A 17,667-nucleotide genomic window follows, 5' to 3' on the forward strand; every position below is an offset into this window, starting at 1 on the left:
GCGCGGCGGGCTTTTCTTTTACCGGCTCTGGAATTTGTGTTAAAATAGGAAGAATGAGAAATAATACGCATATAATTTATGAAAGAACAGGTGCTAATAACAATGAAACCTTTAATATATGATTTTTCTTTAGAAGAGTTGCAGCAGTGGGCCAAGGATAACGGAGAGCCGGCTTTTCGCGGCGGACAGATTTTTGACTGGCTGTATGTGAAGCGTGTGAATGATTTCGAATCGATGAGCAATCTCTCCAAGGCACTGCGGGGTAAGCTGGCGGAGCAGTTCAGTATTTCGGCTCTGACTGAAATTACTAAGCTGGAATCCAAAGACGGCACTGTGAAATTCCTGTTCGGCCTGCATGATGATCATGCGATCGAAACAGTTATTATGAAGCACAATTACGGCAACAGCGTATGTGTAACTACCCAGGTGGGCTGCCGGATCGGCTGTACCTTCTGCGCGTCGACGCTTGGAGGCTTGAAGCGTGATCTGACTGCAGGGGAGATTGTGGCTCAGGTTGTCCGTTCCCAGCAGATTCTTGATGCCCGCGGCGAACGTGTCAGCAGCATTGTTATCATGGGTACCGGCGAGCCTTTCGAGAACTACGACGCGACTATGAGATTCCTGCGCTTAATGATTCATGAGAAGGGCCTGAACATTGGCCAGCGCCATATTACAGTATCGACCAGCGGGATTGTGCCGAATATTTACAAGTTTGCTGACGAAGATACGCAGATTAATCTGGCGATCTCGATTCATGCTCCTAATGATACGCTCCGTTCCAAGCTGATGCCGGTTAACCGCCGTTATCCGTTCGATGACGTAATCGAGTCTTTGCGCTATTACCAGGCCAAGACAGGCCGCCGGATTAGCTTCGAATACGCCCTAATCGGCGGCGTGAACGATCAGCCTGAGCATGCCGAGGAATTAGCTGGTGTGCTTAAGACCATGCTCTGCCATGTGAACCTGATTCCGGTTAACCATGTGCCTGAGCGCAAGTATGTACGGACTTCCCGCAATGATATCTTTGAATTTCAGCGTATACTGGCCGATCACGGTGTGAACGTCACGATCCGCCGTGAGCAAGGCCATGATATTGCGGCCGCATGCGGTCAGCTGCGTGCCAAACATATGGAGTTGGGGTGAGGATATTTGATCAGAACAGTTCAAGCCAGCGACATTGGCCGGGTACGTACCGTCAATGAGGATTCGGTCTGGATCGGCGCTACGCGCCACGGTTATACCCTCGGCATTATAGCCGACGGGATGGGGGGACATTTGGCTGGCGATACCGCGAGCAGGATTGCACTGGAGACGGTCAGGAACATTCTGGACCAGCTGCAGCCTGATCTTCCGGAGGCAGAGCTGAAGGAGGCGCTGTCTGCCGCCATTATGGAAGCCAATCGCACGGTCCACATAGAAGCTCAAAGCGATGAGAAATACCACAACATGGGGACTACCATCGTAGCTGCTCTGCTGAAAGGGTCAGCAGGATATATCGGCCATATCGGAGACAGCAGGGCGTATCTCATTCAGGACGGTGCAGCAATACAACTAACCGAGGACCATACGCTGGTCAATGAGCTGTTCAAGAACGGCCAGATCAGCCTGGAGGAGCTGGGCAGCCATCCGCGCCGCAATGTGCTGACCAGGGCTCTGGGAACGGATGCCGTGGTGTCTGCGGATCTGGCTTATGTTACACTTGCGCTTGGGGAGCTTCTGCTGCTGTGCAGCGACGGGCTCAGCAATTTCGTCAGTCAGGACCATATAGCCAAGGTAGCCGGAATTCATGAGATTTCTCTGGAAGAAAGAGCGGATCGATTACTTCAGCTGGCATTGCTCGCCGGCGGCAACGATAATATCAGCGTTGCTATGTTAGAACACCAAGGAGAGGCCGCAGTGCCCGAGACAAAGGAGTGGGATAGATGATCGGTCACGAATTGGGCGGCCGTTACCAAGTCATCGAACGGATCGGCGGAGGTGGCATGGCGCTCGTCTACAGAGCCCATGACATTCTGCTTAACCGGAATGTTGCTATCAAAGTATTGCGCAACCAGTTTGTGCATGATGAGGAATTCATCCGCCGGTTCCGGCGGGAGGCGCAATCAGCTGCATCGTTATCTCATCCAAATGTAGTCAGCATTTACGATGTCGGCCAGGAAGATGAAGTCCATTATATTGTTATGGAATATATTGAAGGCAAGAATTTGAACGAAATTATTAAAGAGCGGGCTCCGCTGCAGGTCGATGAGTCTGTGCGGATTGCTTCACAAATTTGTGATGCGCTTGATCATGCGCATATGAACCAGATCATTCACCGCGATATTAAACCTCATAATATTCTGATCGGCCGTAATGGCCGGGTCAAAGTAACGGATTTCGGGATTGCCCGGGCGGTTACATCCACTACGATAACCCAGACGGGTTCTGTGGTCGGTTCTGTCCACTATTTCTCGCCGGAGCATGCCAAAGGTGTGACGACGGGAGAGAAGTCTGACCTGTATTCTCTGGGGATCGTGCTCTATCAGATGCTTACCGGAGTGCTGCCTTTTCTGGGCGAAAGCCCGATTAGTGTAGCGCTGAAGCATCTGCAGGAGGAATTCGAGGAGCCGCGTCTGCTGAATCCGCTGATTCCGCAAAGCGTAGAGAATGTAATTCTGAGATCGATGCGCAAGAACCCGGAGGAACGGTACCAGTCCGCCAAGCAAATGCTGCAGGATCTGGAGACCTGTCTGCTGCCTGAACGGCGGAGTGAAGCCAAAGCGCTGTTCCACGACGACGATGATGAGGACAGAACGCGGGTGATTCCGGCGATCAAGCCGCTCCAGCGGGGTCTGGGCAGCCGTGGCGGCGGAGATGAACGTGTCCGCAGTATGGAGGATGCTCCGCCTCCTCCAGCCGGCAAGCGCAAATCGGGCCGTGCAGCACTATGGATTAGTCTTACCCTTATACTGCTGATCGCTATGGGCGGGGTCGTCTGGTATGTCAACTCCAAATTGTCCGTGGATGAAGTGGCGGTGCCGGTAGTTACCGGTATTTCTTTTGAGGAAGCCAAAGCTGCGCTTGAAGAGGTGGGCTTGTTCGCAGAGGAGCCGCCGGTGCAGGCATACAATCCGAATTTTGCAGAAAATATCGTCTGGAAACAGAGCAAGACTGACACGATGGTCAAGGAAGGCACGCATATTATCCTTACAGTAAGTACCGCCAAGGTACTGCCTAAGCTAAAGGATGTTTCTAATATGAGCTATGATGATGCCGTCAAAGAGTTAATTGCGCTAGGTATAGCCCAGAATAAAATCACTCCGGACGAACGTTACAGTGAGGATTTTGACAAAGGCAAAGTAATCAGCTCTGAGCCTGCGGCAAATAGTGAGTATGATCCTGAGACAGTAACGGTTAAGCTGATCGTGAGTAAGGGGAAAGAGAGCACGAATATGCCGGGCCTCCTCGGAATGACAGAGAAGGAAGCCAAAGCAGCGATTGAGAAAGCCGGCCTTGTGCTGGATGAGGTTAAGGAAGAGCCCAGCTTCACTTATGAGAAGGGCAAAGTCACGAAGCAATGGGCATATGAGGAAGGGGATCAGGTTACTCCCGGAGAGAAAATAACCATTTACCTCAGTACCGGTTATCCTCCGGAAGCACTGGAATATACCTTCCCGGTTCCAGTTGCACCGGCCGTGGACGGCCAAAGAAGCAAAATCCGGATTGTCTTTGCAGATGCGCGTAATAATGGCGAGAACCAGGAGTGGGGCACACGCACGATTGGCAAAAGTCAGACCTTATCTGTGAACATGGTGCTTGCTCCCAACAAGGACGGGATGGTTTCCGTATACCGGGACGGGGAATTCCTCGAGACCTATCCTATAACTTATGTGGATGTCAAGAATAACAATGTACAGACCCCTGAGCCTCCTCCGGTTCAGACTCAGACTCCTGAGCCGACCGTTGCACCTACTGAACCTCCGGCTGAGCCTACGATAGAACCTGAGATTCTGCCGCCGGGTGCCGGAGAAGGCGAAGAGACAGGTCAGGGAGATCAGACCGGCTTCATTCCGGGCAAAGAAAATAATAATAAACTGCTTGCCGCTTCTCAAGGAAATAATAATGGAAATGGCAAGGGCAAGGGCAAAAGCAAAAATAAATAATAAGAGATAAGCTTCAGCTGGACGGCGTCAACACCGTTACAGCTGGAGCGGCGAAATGACCCGGGGGATACAATCTTGGGTCATTTGCGCAAAATCAGGAGAGGAAGGCTCAATATGTATGCCTGAAGGAATCATTATTAAAGCACTTAGCGGATATTATTATGTGAAGCCGCTCAGGGATGGACAGATCGCAACGGAGGAAGAGGCTGTACAGTGCCGGGGACGCGGGATTCTGAAGAAAAAAGGAATCGCTCCTCTGGTTGGTGACCGGATTATCTATATGCTGACTGAGAACGGGGAGGGCATGGTGGATGAACTCCTTCCCCGTGAATCCGAACTGATCCGTCCGCAGGTAGCGAACGTGAAGCTGGCCGTACTGCTGTTCTCTGTACGGGAACCGGATATGAACCTCAACCTGCTGGACAAATTTCTCGTTCATATCGAGCATTCGGGACTGGACACGCTGATTGTACTGACCAAGCAGGATCTGGCGGATGATGAAGGCCAGGCTACAGAAGCAGTCAAGGCTCTATATGAACAAATTGGCTATGAAGTGATGGTCACGAGCTCACTGAACGGATCAGGCGCTGATGAGCTGCGGAAGCGCCTGGGCGGAATCATCAGTGTATTCTCGGGCCAGTCCGGTGTAGGGAAGTCAACACTGTTGAACCGCCTAGTACCGGGCCTTGAGCTGGAGACAGGGGAAATCAGCCTGCGGCTCGGACGCGGGCGTCATACGACACGTCATGTTGAATTGATGGATATTGGAAATGGCGGATTCGTAGCCGATACACCAGGGTTCAGCCAGCTGGACTTTCTGGAGCTGGGTGTGGATGAATTGTCAGAATGCTTCCGTGAGTTCGCTTCCTATGCGGAGAACTGCAAATTCCGCGGCTGCAGCCATCTTCACGAACCGGGCTGCAAAGTTATCGAGGCATTGCAGGACGGAGATATAGCGGCCAGCCGCTATGAGCATTACAAGCTGTTCTACAACGAAATGAAAGATAAAAAGCGGAGGTACTAAACACATGGTTATTATTGCTCCTTCTATATTGTCAGCAGATTTCGCAGCCCTTGGCGCAGAGGTTGCCGAAGCCGAAGCCAGCGGTGCGGATTGGATTCATGTAGATGTGATGGACGGTCATTTTGTGCCGAACATTACCCTGGGACCTGCCATTACGGCAGCGGTCAAAGCCCATACCTCCTTGCCGCTTGATGTTCATCTGATGATCGAGAATCCGGAACGGTATATTGCTGATTTTGCCGCTGCAGGAGCCTCTGTAATCACGGTACATGCGGAAGCTTGTGTGCATCTGCACCGTGTAGTTCATCAGATCAAAGAGCTCGGCCTGATGGCGGGTGTGGCGATTAATCCGGGTACCCCGGCAGCTGCTGTGCGTGAAGTGCTTGAGGATGTTGATTTGGTGCTGGTCATGACAGTCAATCCGGGATTTGGCGGACAGGCCTTCATCCCGCGTATGCTGCGTAAGATCACACAGATTCGCGAATGGGCCGGTGAGATCAATCATAAAGGGCTGCGGATTGAGGTGGACGGAGGGATAGCTGAAGCTACAGCATCTCTCGTAGCTGAAGCAGGAGCTGATGTTCTGGTAGCGGGCAATGCGGTCTTCGGACGCAGTGACCGTGCAGGTGCAATCCGGGTGATACGTGAGGCGGCGGATGGTGCTGTCCTTTAATCCGGAGCGCTTAGGTATAGGCCAAGTTATACCCGCATAAATATGGTTACATGAGCAGAAATCTCATGTAGCCTTTTTTTATACAATAAGGGAGGTCTGCAGTTCGTTGGTATACACATCATGACAGGATAGTCTCCTACTGCACGGCATGAATTGATGGGAGGGTTAATCATGAAATTTTACACGTTCAAGCTGCCAAGATTTTTGGGAGGTTTTGTTAAAGCGATTTTGAACACTTTTCAGAAAAGCTGAGTCAGAGAGAACAGAAAACATGAAAAAAAGCACCTTACGAATGTAAAGGGTGCTTTTTGCTTCATATGAGATATCGCTAGGTCCTAGATTAATCCAAGACTAAACGCGTTCAACTTTACCGGCTTTCAAAGCACGGGTGCTGACGTACACGCGTTTCGGTTTGCCGTTCACTAGGATACGGACCTTCTGAACGTTAACTCCCCAAGAGCGACGGTTGCGGTTGTTTGCGTGAGACACGTGGTTGCCGCTGCCCGGTTTCTTGCCTGTTACTGTACATTTGCGGGACATAGATTACACCTCCTTGTTACTTACACCTGCGTAAAACAATACTTAAATATAATATCACAGCAAAATTTGCTACGTCAACCGATTCAAAAACATTTATTTCTTTTCGCTCTTATAGTACAATATAAATTAGTGCATTATGTCCAGTTAATCATAGAATTGATTAGGCATGAAGTTAGGAAGGGGAATTCTCATTGAGTAAGCGTTCTATAAACGGAACAGATTTTACCGCAATGGTACTATTTGGTGCGGAAAAGCTGCAGCAGCATGCGGAGCATGTCAATTCTTTAAATGTTTTTCCGGTTCCGGACGGAGATACGGGAACAAACATGAATCTGACGATGACCGCAGGCGCGAATGAATTGAAGAAAAATAATACTGCCTCTGTAGGCCAATGTGCAGGAGTGCTCTCCAAAGGACTCCTGATGGGCGCGCGGGGGAACTCCGGCGTTATTTTGTCGCAGTTATTCAGAGGTCTTGGACGTTATGCAGCCCAATATGAAGAATTGAACACGCAGCAGTTCGCTGCAGCACTGCAGACTGGCGTAGATACAGCCTACAAAGCAGTGGTTAAACCGGTTGAAGGTACGATCCTTACTGTCGCCAAAGAAGCTGCAAGACATGCAGTGTATTATGCGCGCCGCACTACGGATGTTACCGAGCTGATGACCGAAGTGCTGTCCAAAGCCAAGGAAGCGTTAGCCAATACACCGGAGCTTCTGCCTGTGCTCAAGCAGGTTGGTGTTGTGGATTCCGGCGGCCAGGGACTGGTCTACATCTATGAAGGTTTCCACCAGTATCTAACCAGCGGATCAGCCGCTGTGCAGACCCCTGTACAAGGACAAGCCTCAGTTCCTGCACCAATTCCTGCAGCGGTACTGACCAAACCTGAGAATGTATTGTCCTCCGTACAGTCTTCCGCGCAATCCCAGCTCTCTACGGAAGACATCGAATTTCTATATGATATGGAATTTTTCATCAACCGCCAGCTTGGCGCATCTGTGAAATCAGATTTTGATGAAGAAGTTTTTCGGAAAGCGTTGTCAGTTAACGGCGACTCTATTATTGTAATTTCGGATGATGAAACCATCAAGGTGCATGTTCATTCGAAGACTCCCGGAGAGGTGCTTAACCTGGCGCTGATGCACGGTGAGATCACGCAGATTCATATTCTTAACATGCGTGAGCAGCACCGCGATCTGCTGACCGCCGGAATGGATATTGCTCCAATGCCGGATGTATTCGCCGATATTCCGGAAGAGAAGGCCAGCGTGCAGTCGCCGGCGGTTCCTCCCGCGGATGATCTCGCACCATACGGCTTCATTGCAGTCTCTTCGGGCGATGGAATCTCCGATATCTTCCGCAGCCTGGGCGTGGATGCCATCCTGGCCGGCGGCCAGACGATGAATCCCAGCACGGAGGATTTCGTTAATGCGATCTCTTCCATTTCAGCGAAGCATATCTACATTCTGCCGAATAACTCCAATATCGTACTGGCTGCGCAGCAGGCCAAGGAACTGCTGGAGGGCGAACGTGACATCACGGTGATCCCGAGCAAGAGCATTCCTCAGGGAATCTCGGCCGCCTTTGCCTTCCAGGAAGAGGAAGCTGTTGATGCCAACACCAGCAACATGCTGGAGGCTATCGCACAGGTCAAATCGGGACAAGTTACCAACGCAGTGCGGGATACAGTCATTGAAGAGCTGGAGATCAAAGCCGGGCAGTATATCGGAATTTCGAACTCCAAGATCGTTGCTGCTGCCGATGAATTACTTGCGGTAAACAAGCAGCTGCTGGCAAGCATGCTGGTGAACGGTGACGAGATCGTTACGGTGCTGACTGGTGCGGATGCCGAAGCAGATGTTACGGATGCTCTCAGCACCTGGCTGGAAGAAACGTACCCGCAGGTAGAAGTTGAAGTTCATGATGGCGGCCAGCCGCTGTATTACTATCTTTTCTCAGTGGAGCCATAGACACCATAGACCTAAGCAAGCAGAGTGGATCAGCTAAATCATAGTATGGGGAGGAAATCCATGAATCGTACCTTAATCGTTACCGACAGCACATCCGATATCCCGCCTGCCTTGGCGGATCAGTACGGCATTGAAGTCGTTCCGCTGACCCTGATGTTCGGCGAAGAGGCTTTCCGGGATAATCTGGATATGACTCCGGAGCAGTTCTATGAGCGTCTTCCCCGCTCGCCGCAATTGCCGACCACCTCACAGCCGTCGCCGGTCGAATATATGAACGTATACCGCAGTATTCAGGAACGTTATCCGGGAAGTCCGATCCTGTCCTTCCATATCTCCTCCGGACTTAGCGGAACCTATCAATCCGCAGTCCTGGCCAAATCCATGCTGGAAGAGGAGGGGGAGTTGATCACCGTGGTTGACTCCCTGTCCGCTTCATACGGATTCGGGTTCATGGTAGTGGAAGCCGCGAGAATGGCCGGTCAGGGCAAAGCGCCGGAGGAAATCCTGGAGCAGGTAGAGAGTCTGCGCAAATCGCGCAAGCTGTACTTCCTGGTGGATACGCTGGAGTATCTCCAGAAGGGAGGCAGAATCGGCAAAGCGTCCGCCATCCTGGGTACGCTGCTCAATATCAAGCCGATCCTGTCGATCGATGCAGAAGGAATCATCTATGCGGTAGAGAAGGTTAGAGGCCGCAAGAAGGCAGTTGCCCGCATGATCGAGCTGTTCAAGGCAGATCTGCCGGGTGTGAACAAAATCAATGTGGCCGTGGGTCATACGGCTGAACCGGCTTCCGGCGAAGAATTCCTCAAGGAATTGTCCGGGCATTTCACCATAGAAGAGAAGGTACTGACCAACATCGGCCCTGTCGTAGGCAGCCATGTCGGCAACGGGACCTTAGCCGTATTCATCTGGCCCGCCTAGTATAGGGGATGAACATGGTGGTGGCTTTGGAATCAATTGAAGTGAAACAAATAACTGGCGTGAGCGCTCAAAAGCAAGGCGAGCTTCACGCCTTTGGCGTCTTTACAGTGAAGGATTTACTGGAATACTACCCCTTCCGTTATGAGGATTTCCGGCCTAAGTCTCTTAGTGAAGTTAAGCATGGCGATAAAGCAACCGTCGTAGCTAAGGTGATCGGCATACCGGTGCTGCAGCGCTTCGGGGGCAAATCACGTATGAGCTGCAAGATGGTGGCCGAGCCGTGGATGTTCACGGCAACCTGGTTCAACCAGCATTATGCGCGGGAGCAGCTGACAGTGGGCCGTGAAGTAGTCCTTACCGGGAAATGGGATCAGAAACGCAATCAGATTACCGTAACCAATTATGAATTTCCGGACCGCGGAGAAGGCAAGACAGGGACCCTGCAGCCGGTGTACTCTGTGGGCGGCAAAATCACGCAGTCCTGGATCCGCAAGGTCATTAATCAGGGCCTGCAGCAGTACGGGGAGCTGATTCCGGAAATACTGCCGCACAGTATTATGCGCAAGTATGATTTCATGTCGCGTAAAAAGGCGATTGCTACGATCCACCAGCCGGAGGATACCCGGGAAGGCCAGCAGGGGCGCCGCAGAATGGTCTATGAAGAGCTGTTCCTGTTCCAGCTGAAGGTACAGGCCTTCCGGGTCCTTAACCGCGGCAGAATGGACGGTGTGGTCCATACGGTGGACAATGCGACAGTACGGCAGTTTGTCCGGAGCCTGCCGTTTGAGCTGACGGATGCCCAGAAGCATGTGGAGCTGGAGATTCTGCATGACATGCGTTCAGGGTACTGTATGAACCGGTTGCTCCAGGGGGATGTAGGCTCCGGCAAAACGGTACTGGCGGCGATCGCACTGTATGCCACTGTAAGGTCAGGGTTCCAGGGGGCACTGATGGTGCCGACTGAAATCCTGGCCGAGCAGCATATGCGCTCGCTCACGAGGATGTTTGAGACTTTCGGAATTACCGTTGGACTGCTGACCGGCAGTGTGACCGGACGCAAACGCAAGGATCTGCTGGCTTCCCTGCAGCTGGGAATGCTGGATGTTGTCGTCGGAACCCATGCGTTAATACAGGATGATGTCTTCTTCCGCAGCCTGGGGCTTGTAGTCACAGATGAGCAGCACAGGTTCGGGGTGAACCAGCGCAGCGTCCTGCGGCGCAAGGGCTACAATCCGGATGTGCTCACAATGACGGCAACCCCGATTCCGCGTACGCTGGCTATCACTGTTTTTGGCGACATGGATGTGTCTACGCTGTCGGAGCGGCCGAAGGGTCGGGTGCCCATTACGACCTACTGGGTGAAGCCTGATCTGATGGAGCGGGTGCTGAATCTGATCAGCCGCGAGATAGAGCAAGGCCGGCAGGCCTATCTGATCTGTCCGCTCATTGAGGAGTCGGAGAAGCTCGATGTGCAGAATGCAATTGATCTGCATGTTCAGATGTCTCAGGCTTTCCCGGACTACAAGGTAGGGCTGCTTCACGGGCGGATGACGCCTGCGGAGAAGGATGAAGTGATGCGTGCCTTCTACAGCAACGAAGTGCAGCTGCTGGTCTCTACGACGGTCGTAGAGGTGGGGGTAGACGTGCCGAATGCCACCCTGATGATCATCATGGATGCCGACCGCTTCGGCCTGTCCCAGCTGCACCAGCTGCGTGGACGGGTCGGCAGAGGGGAGCATGCTTCCTATTGCGTGCTGATGGCAGATCCCAAATCGGAGATTGGCAGAGAGCGGATGACGGCCATGACGGATACGGATGATGGCTTCGAGGTGTCCCGGCGTGATCTGGAGCTGCGGGGACCGGGGGATTTCTTCGGGACGAAGCAGAGCGGGCTGCCGGAATTCAGGCTGGCGGATATGACAGCCGATTTCGAAACGCTGGAGCTGGCTCGTGATGATGCTGCGGAGCTGCTGCGGGATGCCGCGTTCTGGACATCGGCGGATTATGCCCCGCTGCGCGGGTACTTACAGCAGGAGCAAATCTTCCAGGGGGATTTAATTGACTGATTAGGCACATGCGGAGACCTGCCCTCATATACTGTGAATGATTGGATATGACGGGAGGTGCTATGCTTGGGTTATCAGCAGTTCGGAATTAGTCCTGCGCTGGTGGATCGCATTAAGATGAAGATGAAGAATCCGGCGGTTAAGGAACGTATCAAGAATATGATTAACGGGATTTCCAAGCAAGAGCTGCAGAACACTGCCGTTGTGCGCAGGCTGGTGCGCAACGCTTCTGCAGTGATGAATGAGAAGCTGACGTCGGCACAGGAAGACCAAATTGTGAAGTTTGTTATTGCCCAGAAAATCGATCCAAGCAATACATTTCATTTGATCCGCTTATGGGGGATGTTCCGCTGAACGGGCGGATTCTGCCCCATGGCTGAAGTAACTAAAAAGCGTTCCCGCAACTGGTTGCGGGAACGCTTTTTAGTTTATCTGTATTGTCCGGATAGATTACCGGTTATCCGGGCGGGTGATTACGGAAAAGCGCTGAAATCCGGCTGCTCCGGGCTGCGTTGATGACGATCTTGCTGTCCTGGTCGCATCCATGGACGATGGAAGCCAGTTCCTCTTCCTCCAGTCTGCTCGCCAGGCAGAAGACGGTGCCCGGCTGTCCCTCGGGGCCGGTGGACCTGACGAGTTTAACTTCGCGGTCAAGCGACTGCTGAAGCTTGCGGCGGATCTCTTCACAGTTGCTGCTGGTAATCCAGACAGCCTGTGAGAGGGACAAGTCCCTTAGCGAGAAGCGCAGGGCTTCAAAGGCTAGCAGATAAGCAATGATGCTGTACATGGCCTGATCCCAGCCGAATAACGAACCGCCAAAGAGCAGAATGGCACAGTTGAACAGCATGATGCCCATTTCAGCAGATTTGGGCGGACCGCCGTTCAGCAGCCGTACTCCCTGCTTCTCGCTTCCGCTGGTAATCCCTCCGAAACGGACAGAGATGCCAAGTCCAAACCCCAGGCACAGTCCGCCGGCTATAGCAGCGGGCAGGGGTTCGCTGGCAGCTGCAGGAAAGTGGTGCAAGGCCAGTGAGCCTGCCGTCAGACAGACTAATCCGAGCATCGTATACAGGGCAAAGCGGAGATTAATCTGTCTGCGCGACATTAGAATGAACGGAAGGTTAAACAGGAACAGAAATAAGCCAAGACGCATTTCGGTCAGATGCGACAGCAGAGCAGATAATCCGGCGATTCCGCCGGGGAGCAGCTTATGCGGCATGAGGAACAGTTCCAGTCCTACAGCAGCGAGCAATCCCCCGCCTATAACGGAGAGCAGACGAAGTATTCTGGAATGACGCAGGGGGGCAGCCCCTCTATATCTGATTTTCAATGGATTTCCTCCTTTCAGCAGGAAACCTGAATTTATGTTCGATTGATTCAGCCAGAGAATGATATTAACTTATTGGTAAGCCGTTACCTTATAAAGTGTGATGTGCATTTCAGCGGATACAGCAGGAGTCGCTTCAGAATGATGTAAATAATGGGGAAGAACGACACACAGAGCAGAGGCAGCGACGCTTCCGGATGAAGCGCCAGCAGGTTCTCAGGATGGGCCAGCCGCGCGGAAGGAATGTAATGGAACGTTGTGCTGTGCGCCCGGACAGGCTGCGCCATTTTATGCTCATAACGCTCCAGTCTGGCATGTTGCACTTCAGAAGCCTCCTGTTCGTTCAGCATCTGGGAAGAAGCAGCCAGAAAGGTCAGGAGAAGCACGGGTACGAAGGCCGCCTTCAGCAGCTTAGAAATGGACAAGCGCACTAGATATGTCATCAAGAGAACACCTCCTTTCTGTATATTGTAGTTAAAGCATAACATATGATTCTGGGCAGGACCAAATTTCCGGCACGGTTTTTTTGGGGGAAATGTCATGAAAATGCGAAACCGCAGGCGGTACAGCGCGTATTCCCTAGTAAAATGAACATTTAATAATTATTTTTAACAAAGGAGCGTTTAATTTGCATAATGAGGGCTTTTTTGACGGATTTATGAATCTTACAGTATCAAGCTCCCAGGGCGGCTTTTTCTCGGAAGGCCCGTTTTTATTAAAGCTGGTGCTGCTGCTGATCGCAGTTTTTGTTGCTTACACTATTGCCAGGGCACTGAAGATTTGGATGACCAATAATGCCAGCCCGCTCGAGTCGAGGGTGGCGACAGCTGTTACTAAACGGTCGGAAGTGTGGGGAGGCAGAGGGCATGCGGGTACTCACACCAGCTACTATGTAACCTTTGAATTCCAGAACGGGAGCCGGAAGGAGCTGGAAGTGAAAGCTAAAGCGTATGGTCTGATCGTTGAGGGAGACAGGGGGGAGCTGTCCAGCAAGGGAACCCGGTTCAAAGGATTCGTACGTCATAGCAGGCGTAACCTTTGATAAATCTACATATGTTTTCAGAATTCTCCTGCTATTTTTGGGTAAAACTCCATATAAGGGTTTCACTGCACTAAATAAACTATAGAAGGAGCGGATGGCTTGAATTCAGATTCTGCTAATACCAAGGGTAAAGCTGGTGTGTTGTTCCACACACTGGATACGGCTGAGGTGCTAAAGCAACTGGAGAGCAGGGGAGAAGGCTTAACTGCAGAAGAAGCGGCGCGGAAGCTGGAACGTTACGGCAAAAACATGCTTCAAGAAACCAAGTCCAAATCGCTGCTGGCCAAATTTATTGAGCAATTCAAGAATGTTATGATCTTTATCCTGCTGGCGGCTGCTGTACTCTCGGGTATACTCGGTGAGTGGACGGATACCGTCATTATTCTGCTGGTGGTTGTCCTGAATGCGGTGCTGGGCGTTATTCAGGAGAACAAAGCCGAGCAGGCGCTGGAGGCGCTCAAGAGCATGTCCTCTCCGCAGGCGAGAGTCCGCCGGGGCGGGCAGGTTACAGAGATCAAAAGCGAGGAGCTGGTGCCCGGCGATATCGTACTGCTGGAAGCAGGCAATGTGGTGCCCGCTGATCTCCGTCTGCTGGAAGCGGCGTCACTGAAGACGGAGGAGGCAGCGCTGACCGGGGAATCCCTGCCCTCGGATAAACAGTCAGGAGTACTGGAAGGCAACGATCTTGTAATCGGTGACCGGACGAATATGGCTTATATGAGCAGCAGCGTTACCTATGGCCGGGGCGTTGGTGTAGTAACGGCTACGGGGATGGAGACCGAAGTGGGCCGGATCGCCGGTTATATCTCAGAGGCGGAGAATGAAGTTACCCCATTGCAGAAAAAACTGGATGAGCTTGGCAAATATTTCACGTTCATTATTCTGGGCGTCTGTGTCGTTATCTTCGTAGTCGGCTGGCTGGAGGGCAGAGAGCTGCTTGATATGCTGCTGACCTCCATCTCCCTTGCGGTAGCGGCGATTCCTGAAGGTCTTCCGGCTATCGTAACCATCATTCTGGCGCTAGGCGTGCAGCGGATGGCTAAGCGCAAGGCAATTATCCGCAAGCTGCCTGCGGTGGAGACACTGGGCAGTACAGAGATTATCTGCTCTGACAAGACGGGCACATTAACACTTAACAAGATGACCGTAGAGAAGCTTTATGTGGGCGGAGAGACGGTCGAAGCCGATTCGAAACTTAACGAAACGCCAGGCGGTGAGCTGCTGCTGCAGGCGATGACCCTCTGCAATGATTCCAGCATAGACGAAGGCAAGAGTGCTGACGGGACTAAGGCGGATGGAGCTCAGGCAGGGGGGAAACCCGGCCCGGCGGGAGGCACCCGGAGCGGCAAAGCCATTATCGGTGATCCCACCGAAACGGCGCTGGTTGACTTCGCACTCAGCATCGGAACAGACAAACGGGAGCTGGAGCAGCATTATCCGCGGGTGAATGAGCTGCCTTTTGATTCGGACCGCAAGCTGATGACGACGATCCATAAGCTGGATAACGGGGAGTTCCGGGTGCTGACCAAGGGAGCGCCGGATGTGCTGGTGTCTAAATGCAGCCATATTCAAGAGAATGGCAATGTATTGCCCTTGACGGAGGAGCATATCAGCCGGATTACGGCCAGCAACAAAAGCCTGGCTGACGAAGCGCTGCGGGTATTGGCGTTTGCTTACCGCGACCATGCAGAGCAGCCTGCTGCTCCTTCGCCGGAAGTGACGGAGAAGGAGCTGGTGTTTGTCGGACTGACCGGAATGATCGATCCGCCGCGCGAGGAGGTCCGGGATGCGGTTGCCGTCTGCAGACGGGCGGGCATCCGGCCGGTGATGATTACCGGGGACCACCGGGACACGGCTGCAGCCATTGCCAAGCGGCTTGGAATCATCGACGATGACAAGGCCGTGCTGACCGGCCGTGAGCTGGATCAGATAAGCGAGGCGGATTTTGCCACAAGAGTGGCCGATTATTCCGTGTACGCCCGTGTATCGCCGGAGCATAAGGTACGTATCGTCAAGGCCTGGAGACAAATGGGCAAGATCGTAGCCATGACCGGTGACGGGGTTAATGATGCACCAGCGCTGAAATCAGCGGATATCGGCGTGGGAATGGGTATCACAGGAACAGATGTAGCCAAAGGCGTATCCGATATGGTGCTGGCCGACGATAATTTCACTACGATTGTCGTTGCTGTGGAGGAAGGCCGCAAGGTATACAGCAATATCCGCAAAGCGATCCAGTTCCTGCTGTCGGCCAATCTGGGGGAAGTGGTGACCCTGTTCATTGCGACGCTGATCGGCTGGCGGATTCTTGAACCGATTCATATTCTCTGGATTAATCTGGTCACAGATACTCTTCCGGCGCTCGCGCTCGGACTTGAGAAAGCAGAAAGCGATGTGATGTCGAAAAAACCGCGTAAATCAAGCAGCAGTATTTTTGCCGGAGGCGTGGGGATTGGAATCATCTATCAGGGACTGCTTGAGGCGGCACTGACTCTGCTGGTGTATTACTGGGCACACACCCATTATGATGAAGGCGTTGCCGTCACGATGGCTTTTGCTACACTCGGACTGCTGCAGCTCACCCATGCATTCAATGTCAGATCCAATACGAAATCACTGTTCCAGATCGGCTTGTTCAGCAACCGGTATATGCTGGGGGCTTCAGTCATCTCGGGACTTCTGCTGGTGCTGGTTATTATCATTCCCGGGCTGAATGAATGGTTCGGAGTGCAGCATCTGAGCGGCCTGCAGTGGGGGATTGTCTGTGGTGCCGCAGTGGCGATTGTACTTATCGTGGAACTGGTGAAGCTGGTTCTCCGCTTGAGCGGACGCAGTAAGAACTGGGAGTAATATGTGGACGGCTAATGGCGGATCCGCATACAAAAATGCAAGGAAGACCGGAGCTTCGGCAGAAGCCCGCAATCTTCCTTGCATTTGTTATGTTAAGGGGATTATAACACCCGCTGCATGTGCAGAATAACATTGCTCCAGTAACCGGAGTCCAGCTCACTGATCTGCACTCCCGGATCTCCCCAAGTATGAATGAACTTGCCGTCGCCCATGTAGATACCCACATGACCGGGAACAGCATCACTTTCGAAGCGTCCGGGCACGGTGAAGAAAATTAAGTCCCCGGGCTCCAGCTCGCTCCTTGATACCCGCCTGCCGATATTATCCTGGTCTTTGGCCAGCCGGGGCAGATCGACACCAAATTTCTTAAATACATGCCGGGTGAAGGATGAGCAGTCAAACCGTTTGGTTTCCTCATAGGGTCCGGCTCCGAAATCGTAAGGGACACCGAGATACTTCTTGGCATAGGAGATCAGTTCTCCGGTATCCACATTGGAGACGCTCTGGATCCGCAGCGGCTTAGCGGCTCCACCTGCACCTGTATTGGTGGTAACATCCCTGTCGGAAGGGGCGGCAATATTAATCTCTCCGGTGCTGGGGTTCCAGCCAACCTCGGTCTGCAGCAGCTTGGATAATGCATTGGGCGTGATGTAGATCTGGCCTTCGCGGCGGATCGGAACGTCCGGTAGGGTGATCTTCTCCCCCAGGGAGAAAACCTGGCTGGAATCCGGACGGAGCATGTACATTACATCGCTGTAGCCCAGCTTGGTGTAACCACCGCTTGAAGTATCGTCCTTCATCCTGTAACCGATGGAGGCAGCGGCCGACTTCAGCGGAATCCAGTACTTGCCTTCCTTGTCTGTAATGGAATTCTTCTCATAATAGCTCCCGGCAAAAGTTCCTGCCGGCGTAATTGAATTCACTTTCGGGGTATCGTCCTTGCTGGAATAACTGCAGGCGGTGGAACCAAGAATGACGGCAGTCAGCACTGCGGCTGTGGCCGCAGTTTTGTATGAATTGATTATTGGCATTTGGCACGCTCCATCTTCAAACTTTAAGTAAAGTTTGTGCAGGGCGGCTTTTTTTATGTGAAACAGGCTTTAGCAATCAAT

General features: G+C 52.5%; 16 protein-coding genes. 12 read left to right on the forward strand and 4 right to left on the reverse strand.

What is annotated here, in order from left to right; all coding sequences use genetic code 11:
• Nucleotides 1-102: 102 nt before the first annotated feature.
• From rlmN to spoVM, 6 genes are all read left to right on the forward strand, one after another.
• The gene (rlmN, locus tag PBOR_RS15050) at nucleotides 103-1,143 is read left to right on the forward strand and encodes a dual-specificity RNA methyltransferase RlmN (protein ID WP_042212921.1); all 1,041 of its coding nucleotides are present in this window, start codon (nucleotides 103-105) and stop codon (nucleotides 1,141-1,143) included.
• Nucleotides 1,144-1,149: 6 nt separating this feature from the next.
• Complete coding sequence (locus PBOR_RS15055; RefSeq protein WP_042212923.1) at nucleotides 1,150-1,926, forward strand: Stp1/IreP family PP2C-type Ser/Thr phosphatase; 777 nt, start codon at nucleotides 1,150-1,152, stop codon at nucleotides 1,924-1,926.
• Nucleotides 1,923-4,142, forward strand: coding sequence for a Stk1 family PASTA domain-containing Ser/Thr kinase (gene pknB, locus PBOR_RS15060; protein WP_042212926.1), 2,220 nt, complete (start codon nucleotides 1,923-1,925; stop codon nucleotides 4,140-4,142). Before PBOR_RS15055 ends, pknB begins: the two co-directional genes overlap by 4 nt.
• A gap of 118 nt (nucleotides 4,143-4,260) precedes the next feature.
• Entirely contained in the window at nucleotides 4,261-5,166 is a 906-nt protein-coding gene (rsgA, locus tag PBOR_RS15065; RefSeq protein WP_042212928.1) for a ribosome small subunit-dependent GTPase A, read from the forward strand.
• Between the two features lie 4 nt (nucleotides 5,167-5,170).
• Nucleotides 5,171-5,839, forward strand: a complete 669-nt coding sequence (gene rpe / locus PBOR_RS15070) for a ribulose-phosphate 3-epimerase (RefSeq protein ID WP_042212929.1) — start codon at nucleotides 5,171-5,173, stop codon at nucleotides 5,837-5,839.
• A 171-nt stretch (nucleotides 5,840-6,010) separates the two neighbouring features.
• Nucleotides 6,011-6,091, forward strand: a complete 81-nt coding sequence (gene spoVM, locus PBOR_RS15075) for a stage V sporulation protein SpoVM (protein ID WP_020431362.1) — start codon at nucleotides 6,011-6,013, stop codon at nucleotides 6,089-6,091.
• A gap of 99 nt (nucleotides 6,092-6,190) precedes the next feature.
• Here spoVM and rpmB read toward each other — a convergent pair whose 3' ends face one another.
• Nucleotides 6,191-6,379 carry a 50S ribosomal protein L28 gene (rpmB, locus tag PBOR_RS15080; protein WP_019911441.1) on the reverse strand — a complete coding sequence of 63 codons (189 nt, stop codon included), beginning with the start codon at nucleotides 6,377-6,379 and terminating at the stop codon, nucleotides 6,191-6,193.
• Between the two features lie 191 nt (nucleotides 6,380-6,570).
• On the opposite strand from rpmB, the gene PBOR_RS15085 reads away from it, so the two are divergent.
• The 4 genes from PBOR_RS15085 to PBOR_RS15100 all read left to right on the forward strand — a co-directional run bounded on the left by PBOR_RS15085 (nucleotide 6,571) and on the right by PBOR_RS15100 (nucleotide 11,690).
• Entirely contained in the window at nucleotides 6,571-8,349 is a 1,779-nt protein-coding gene (locus PBOR_RS15085) for a DAK2 domain-containing protein (protein ID WP_042212932.1), read from the forward strand.
• A 60-nt stretch (nucleotides 8,350-8,409) separates the two neighbouring features.
• The gene (locus PBOR_RS15090; RefSeq protein WP_042212934.1) at nucleotides 8,410-9,270 is read left to right on the forward strand and encodes a DegV family protein; all 861 of its coding nucleotides are present in this window, start codon (nucleotides 8,410-8,412) and stop codon (nucleotides 9,268-9,270) included.
• Nucleotides 9,271-9,284: 14 nt separating this feature from the next.
• Nucleotides 9,285-11,336: an ATP-dependent DNA helicase RecG gene (gene recG / locus PBOR_RS15095; RefSeq protein WP_042212936.1), complete on the forward strand. Its 2,052-nt coding sequence runs from the start codon at nucleotides 9,285-9,287 to the stop codon at nucleotides 11,334-11,336.
• A 66-nt stretch (nucleotides 11,337-11,402) separates the two neighbouring features.
• A complete protein-coding gene (locus PBOR_RS15100) occupies nucleotides 11,403-11,690 on the forward strand; it encodes a stage VI sporulation protein F (protein ID WP_042212937.1) in 288 nt (95 codons plus the stop codon).
• A 103-nt stretch (nucleotides 11,691-11,793) separates the two neighbouring features.
• On the opposite strand, the gene PBOR_RS15105 is transcribed toward PBOR_RS15100, so the two are convergent.
• Together PBOR_RS15105 and PBOR_RS15110 are read right to left on the reverse strand one after the other, a co-directional pair.
• Nucleotides 11,794-12,666 carry a YitT family protein gene (locus PBOR_RS15105; protein ID WP_052429487.1) on the reverse strand — a complete coding sequence of 291 codons (873 nt, stop codon included), beginning with the start codon at nucleotides 12,664-12,666 and terminating at the stop codon, nucleotides 11,794-11,796.
• Nucleotides 12,667-12,749: 83 nt separating this feature from the next.
• Nucleotides 12,750-13,106: a hypothetical protein gene (locus PBOR_RS15110; RefSeq protein ID WP_042212940.1), complete on the reverse strand. Its 357-nt coding sequence runs from the start codon at nucleotides 13,104-13,106 to the stop codon at nucleotides 12,750-12,752.
• Nucleotides 13,107-13,321: 215 nt separating this feature from the next.
• Between PBOR_RS15110 and PBOR_RS15115 the strand changes: the two genes are divergently transcribed.
• Entirely contained in the window at nucleotides 13,322-13,705 is a 384-nt protein-coding gene (locus PBOR_RS15115; RefSeq protein ID WP_042219436.1) for a DUF2500 domain-containing protein, read from the forward strand.
• A gap of 141 nt (nucleotides 13,706-13,846) precedes the next feature.
• Nucleotides 13,847-16,555 carry a calcium-translocating P-type ATPase, SERCA-type gene (locus PBOR_RS15120; RefSeq protein ID WP_042219438.1) on the forward strand — a complete coding sequence of 903 codons (2,709 nt, stop codon included), beginning with the start codon at nucleotides 13,847-13,849 and terminating at the stop codon, nucleotides 16,553-16,555.
• Nucleotides 16,556-16,656: 101 nt separating this feature from the next.
• Here PBOR_RS15120 and PBOR_RS15125 read toward each other — a convergent pair whose 3' ends face one another.
• Nucleotides 16,657-17,586: a C40 family peptidase gene (locus tag PBOR_RS15125; RefSeq protein WP_042212941.1), complete on the reverse strand. Its 930-nt coding sequence runs from the start codon at nucleotides 17,584-17,586 to the stop codon at nucleotides 16,657-16,659.
• Between the last annotated feature and the right edge of the window lie 81 nt (nucleotides 17,587-17,667).

This window comes from Paenibacillus borealis (assembly GCF_000758665.1).
Classification (GTDB): Bacteria; Bacillota; Bacilli; order Paenibacillales; family Paenibacillaceae; genus Paenibacillus_AQ; species Paenibacillus_AQ borealis.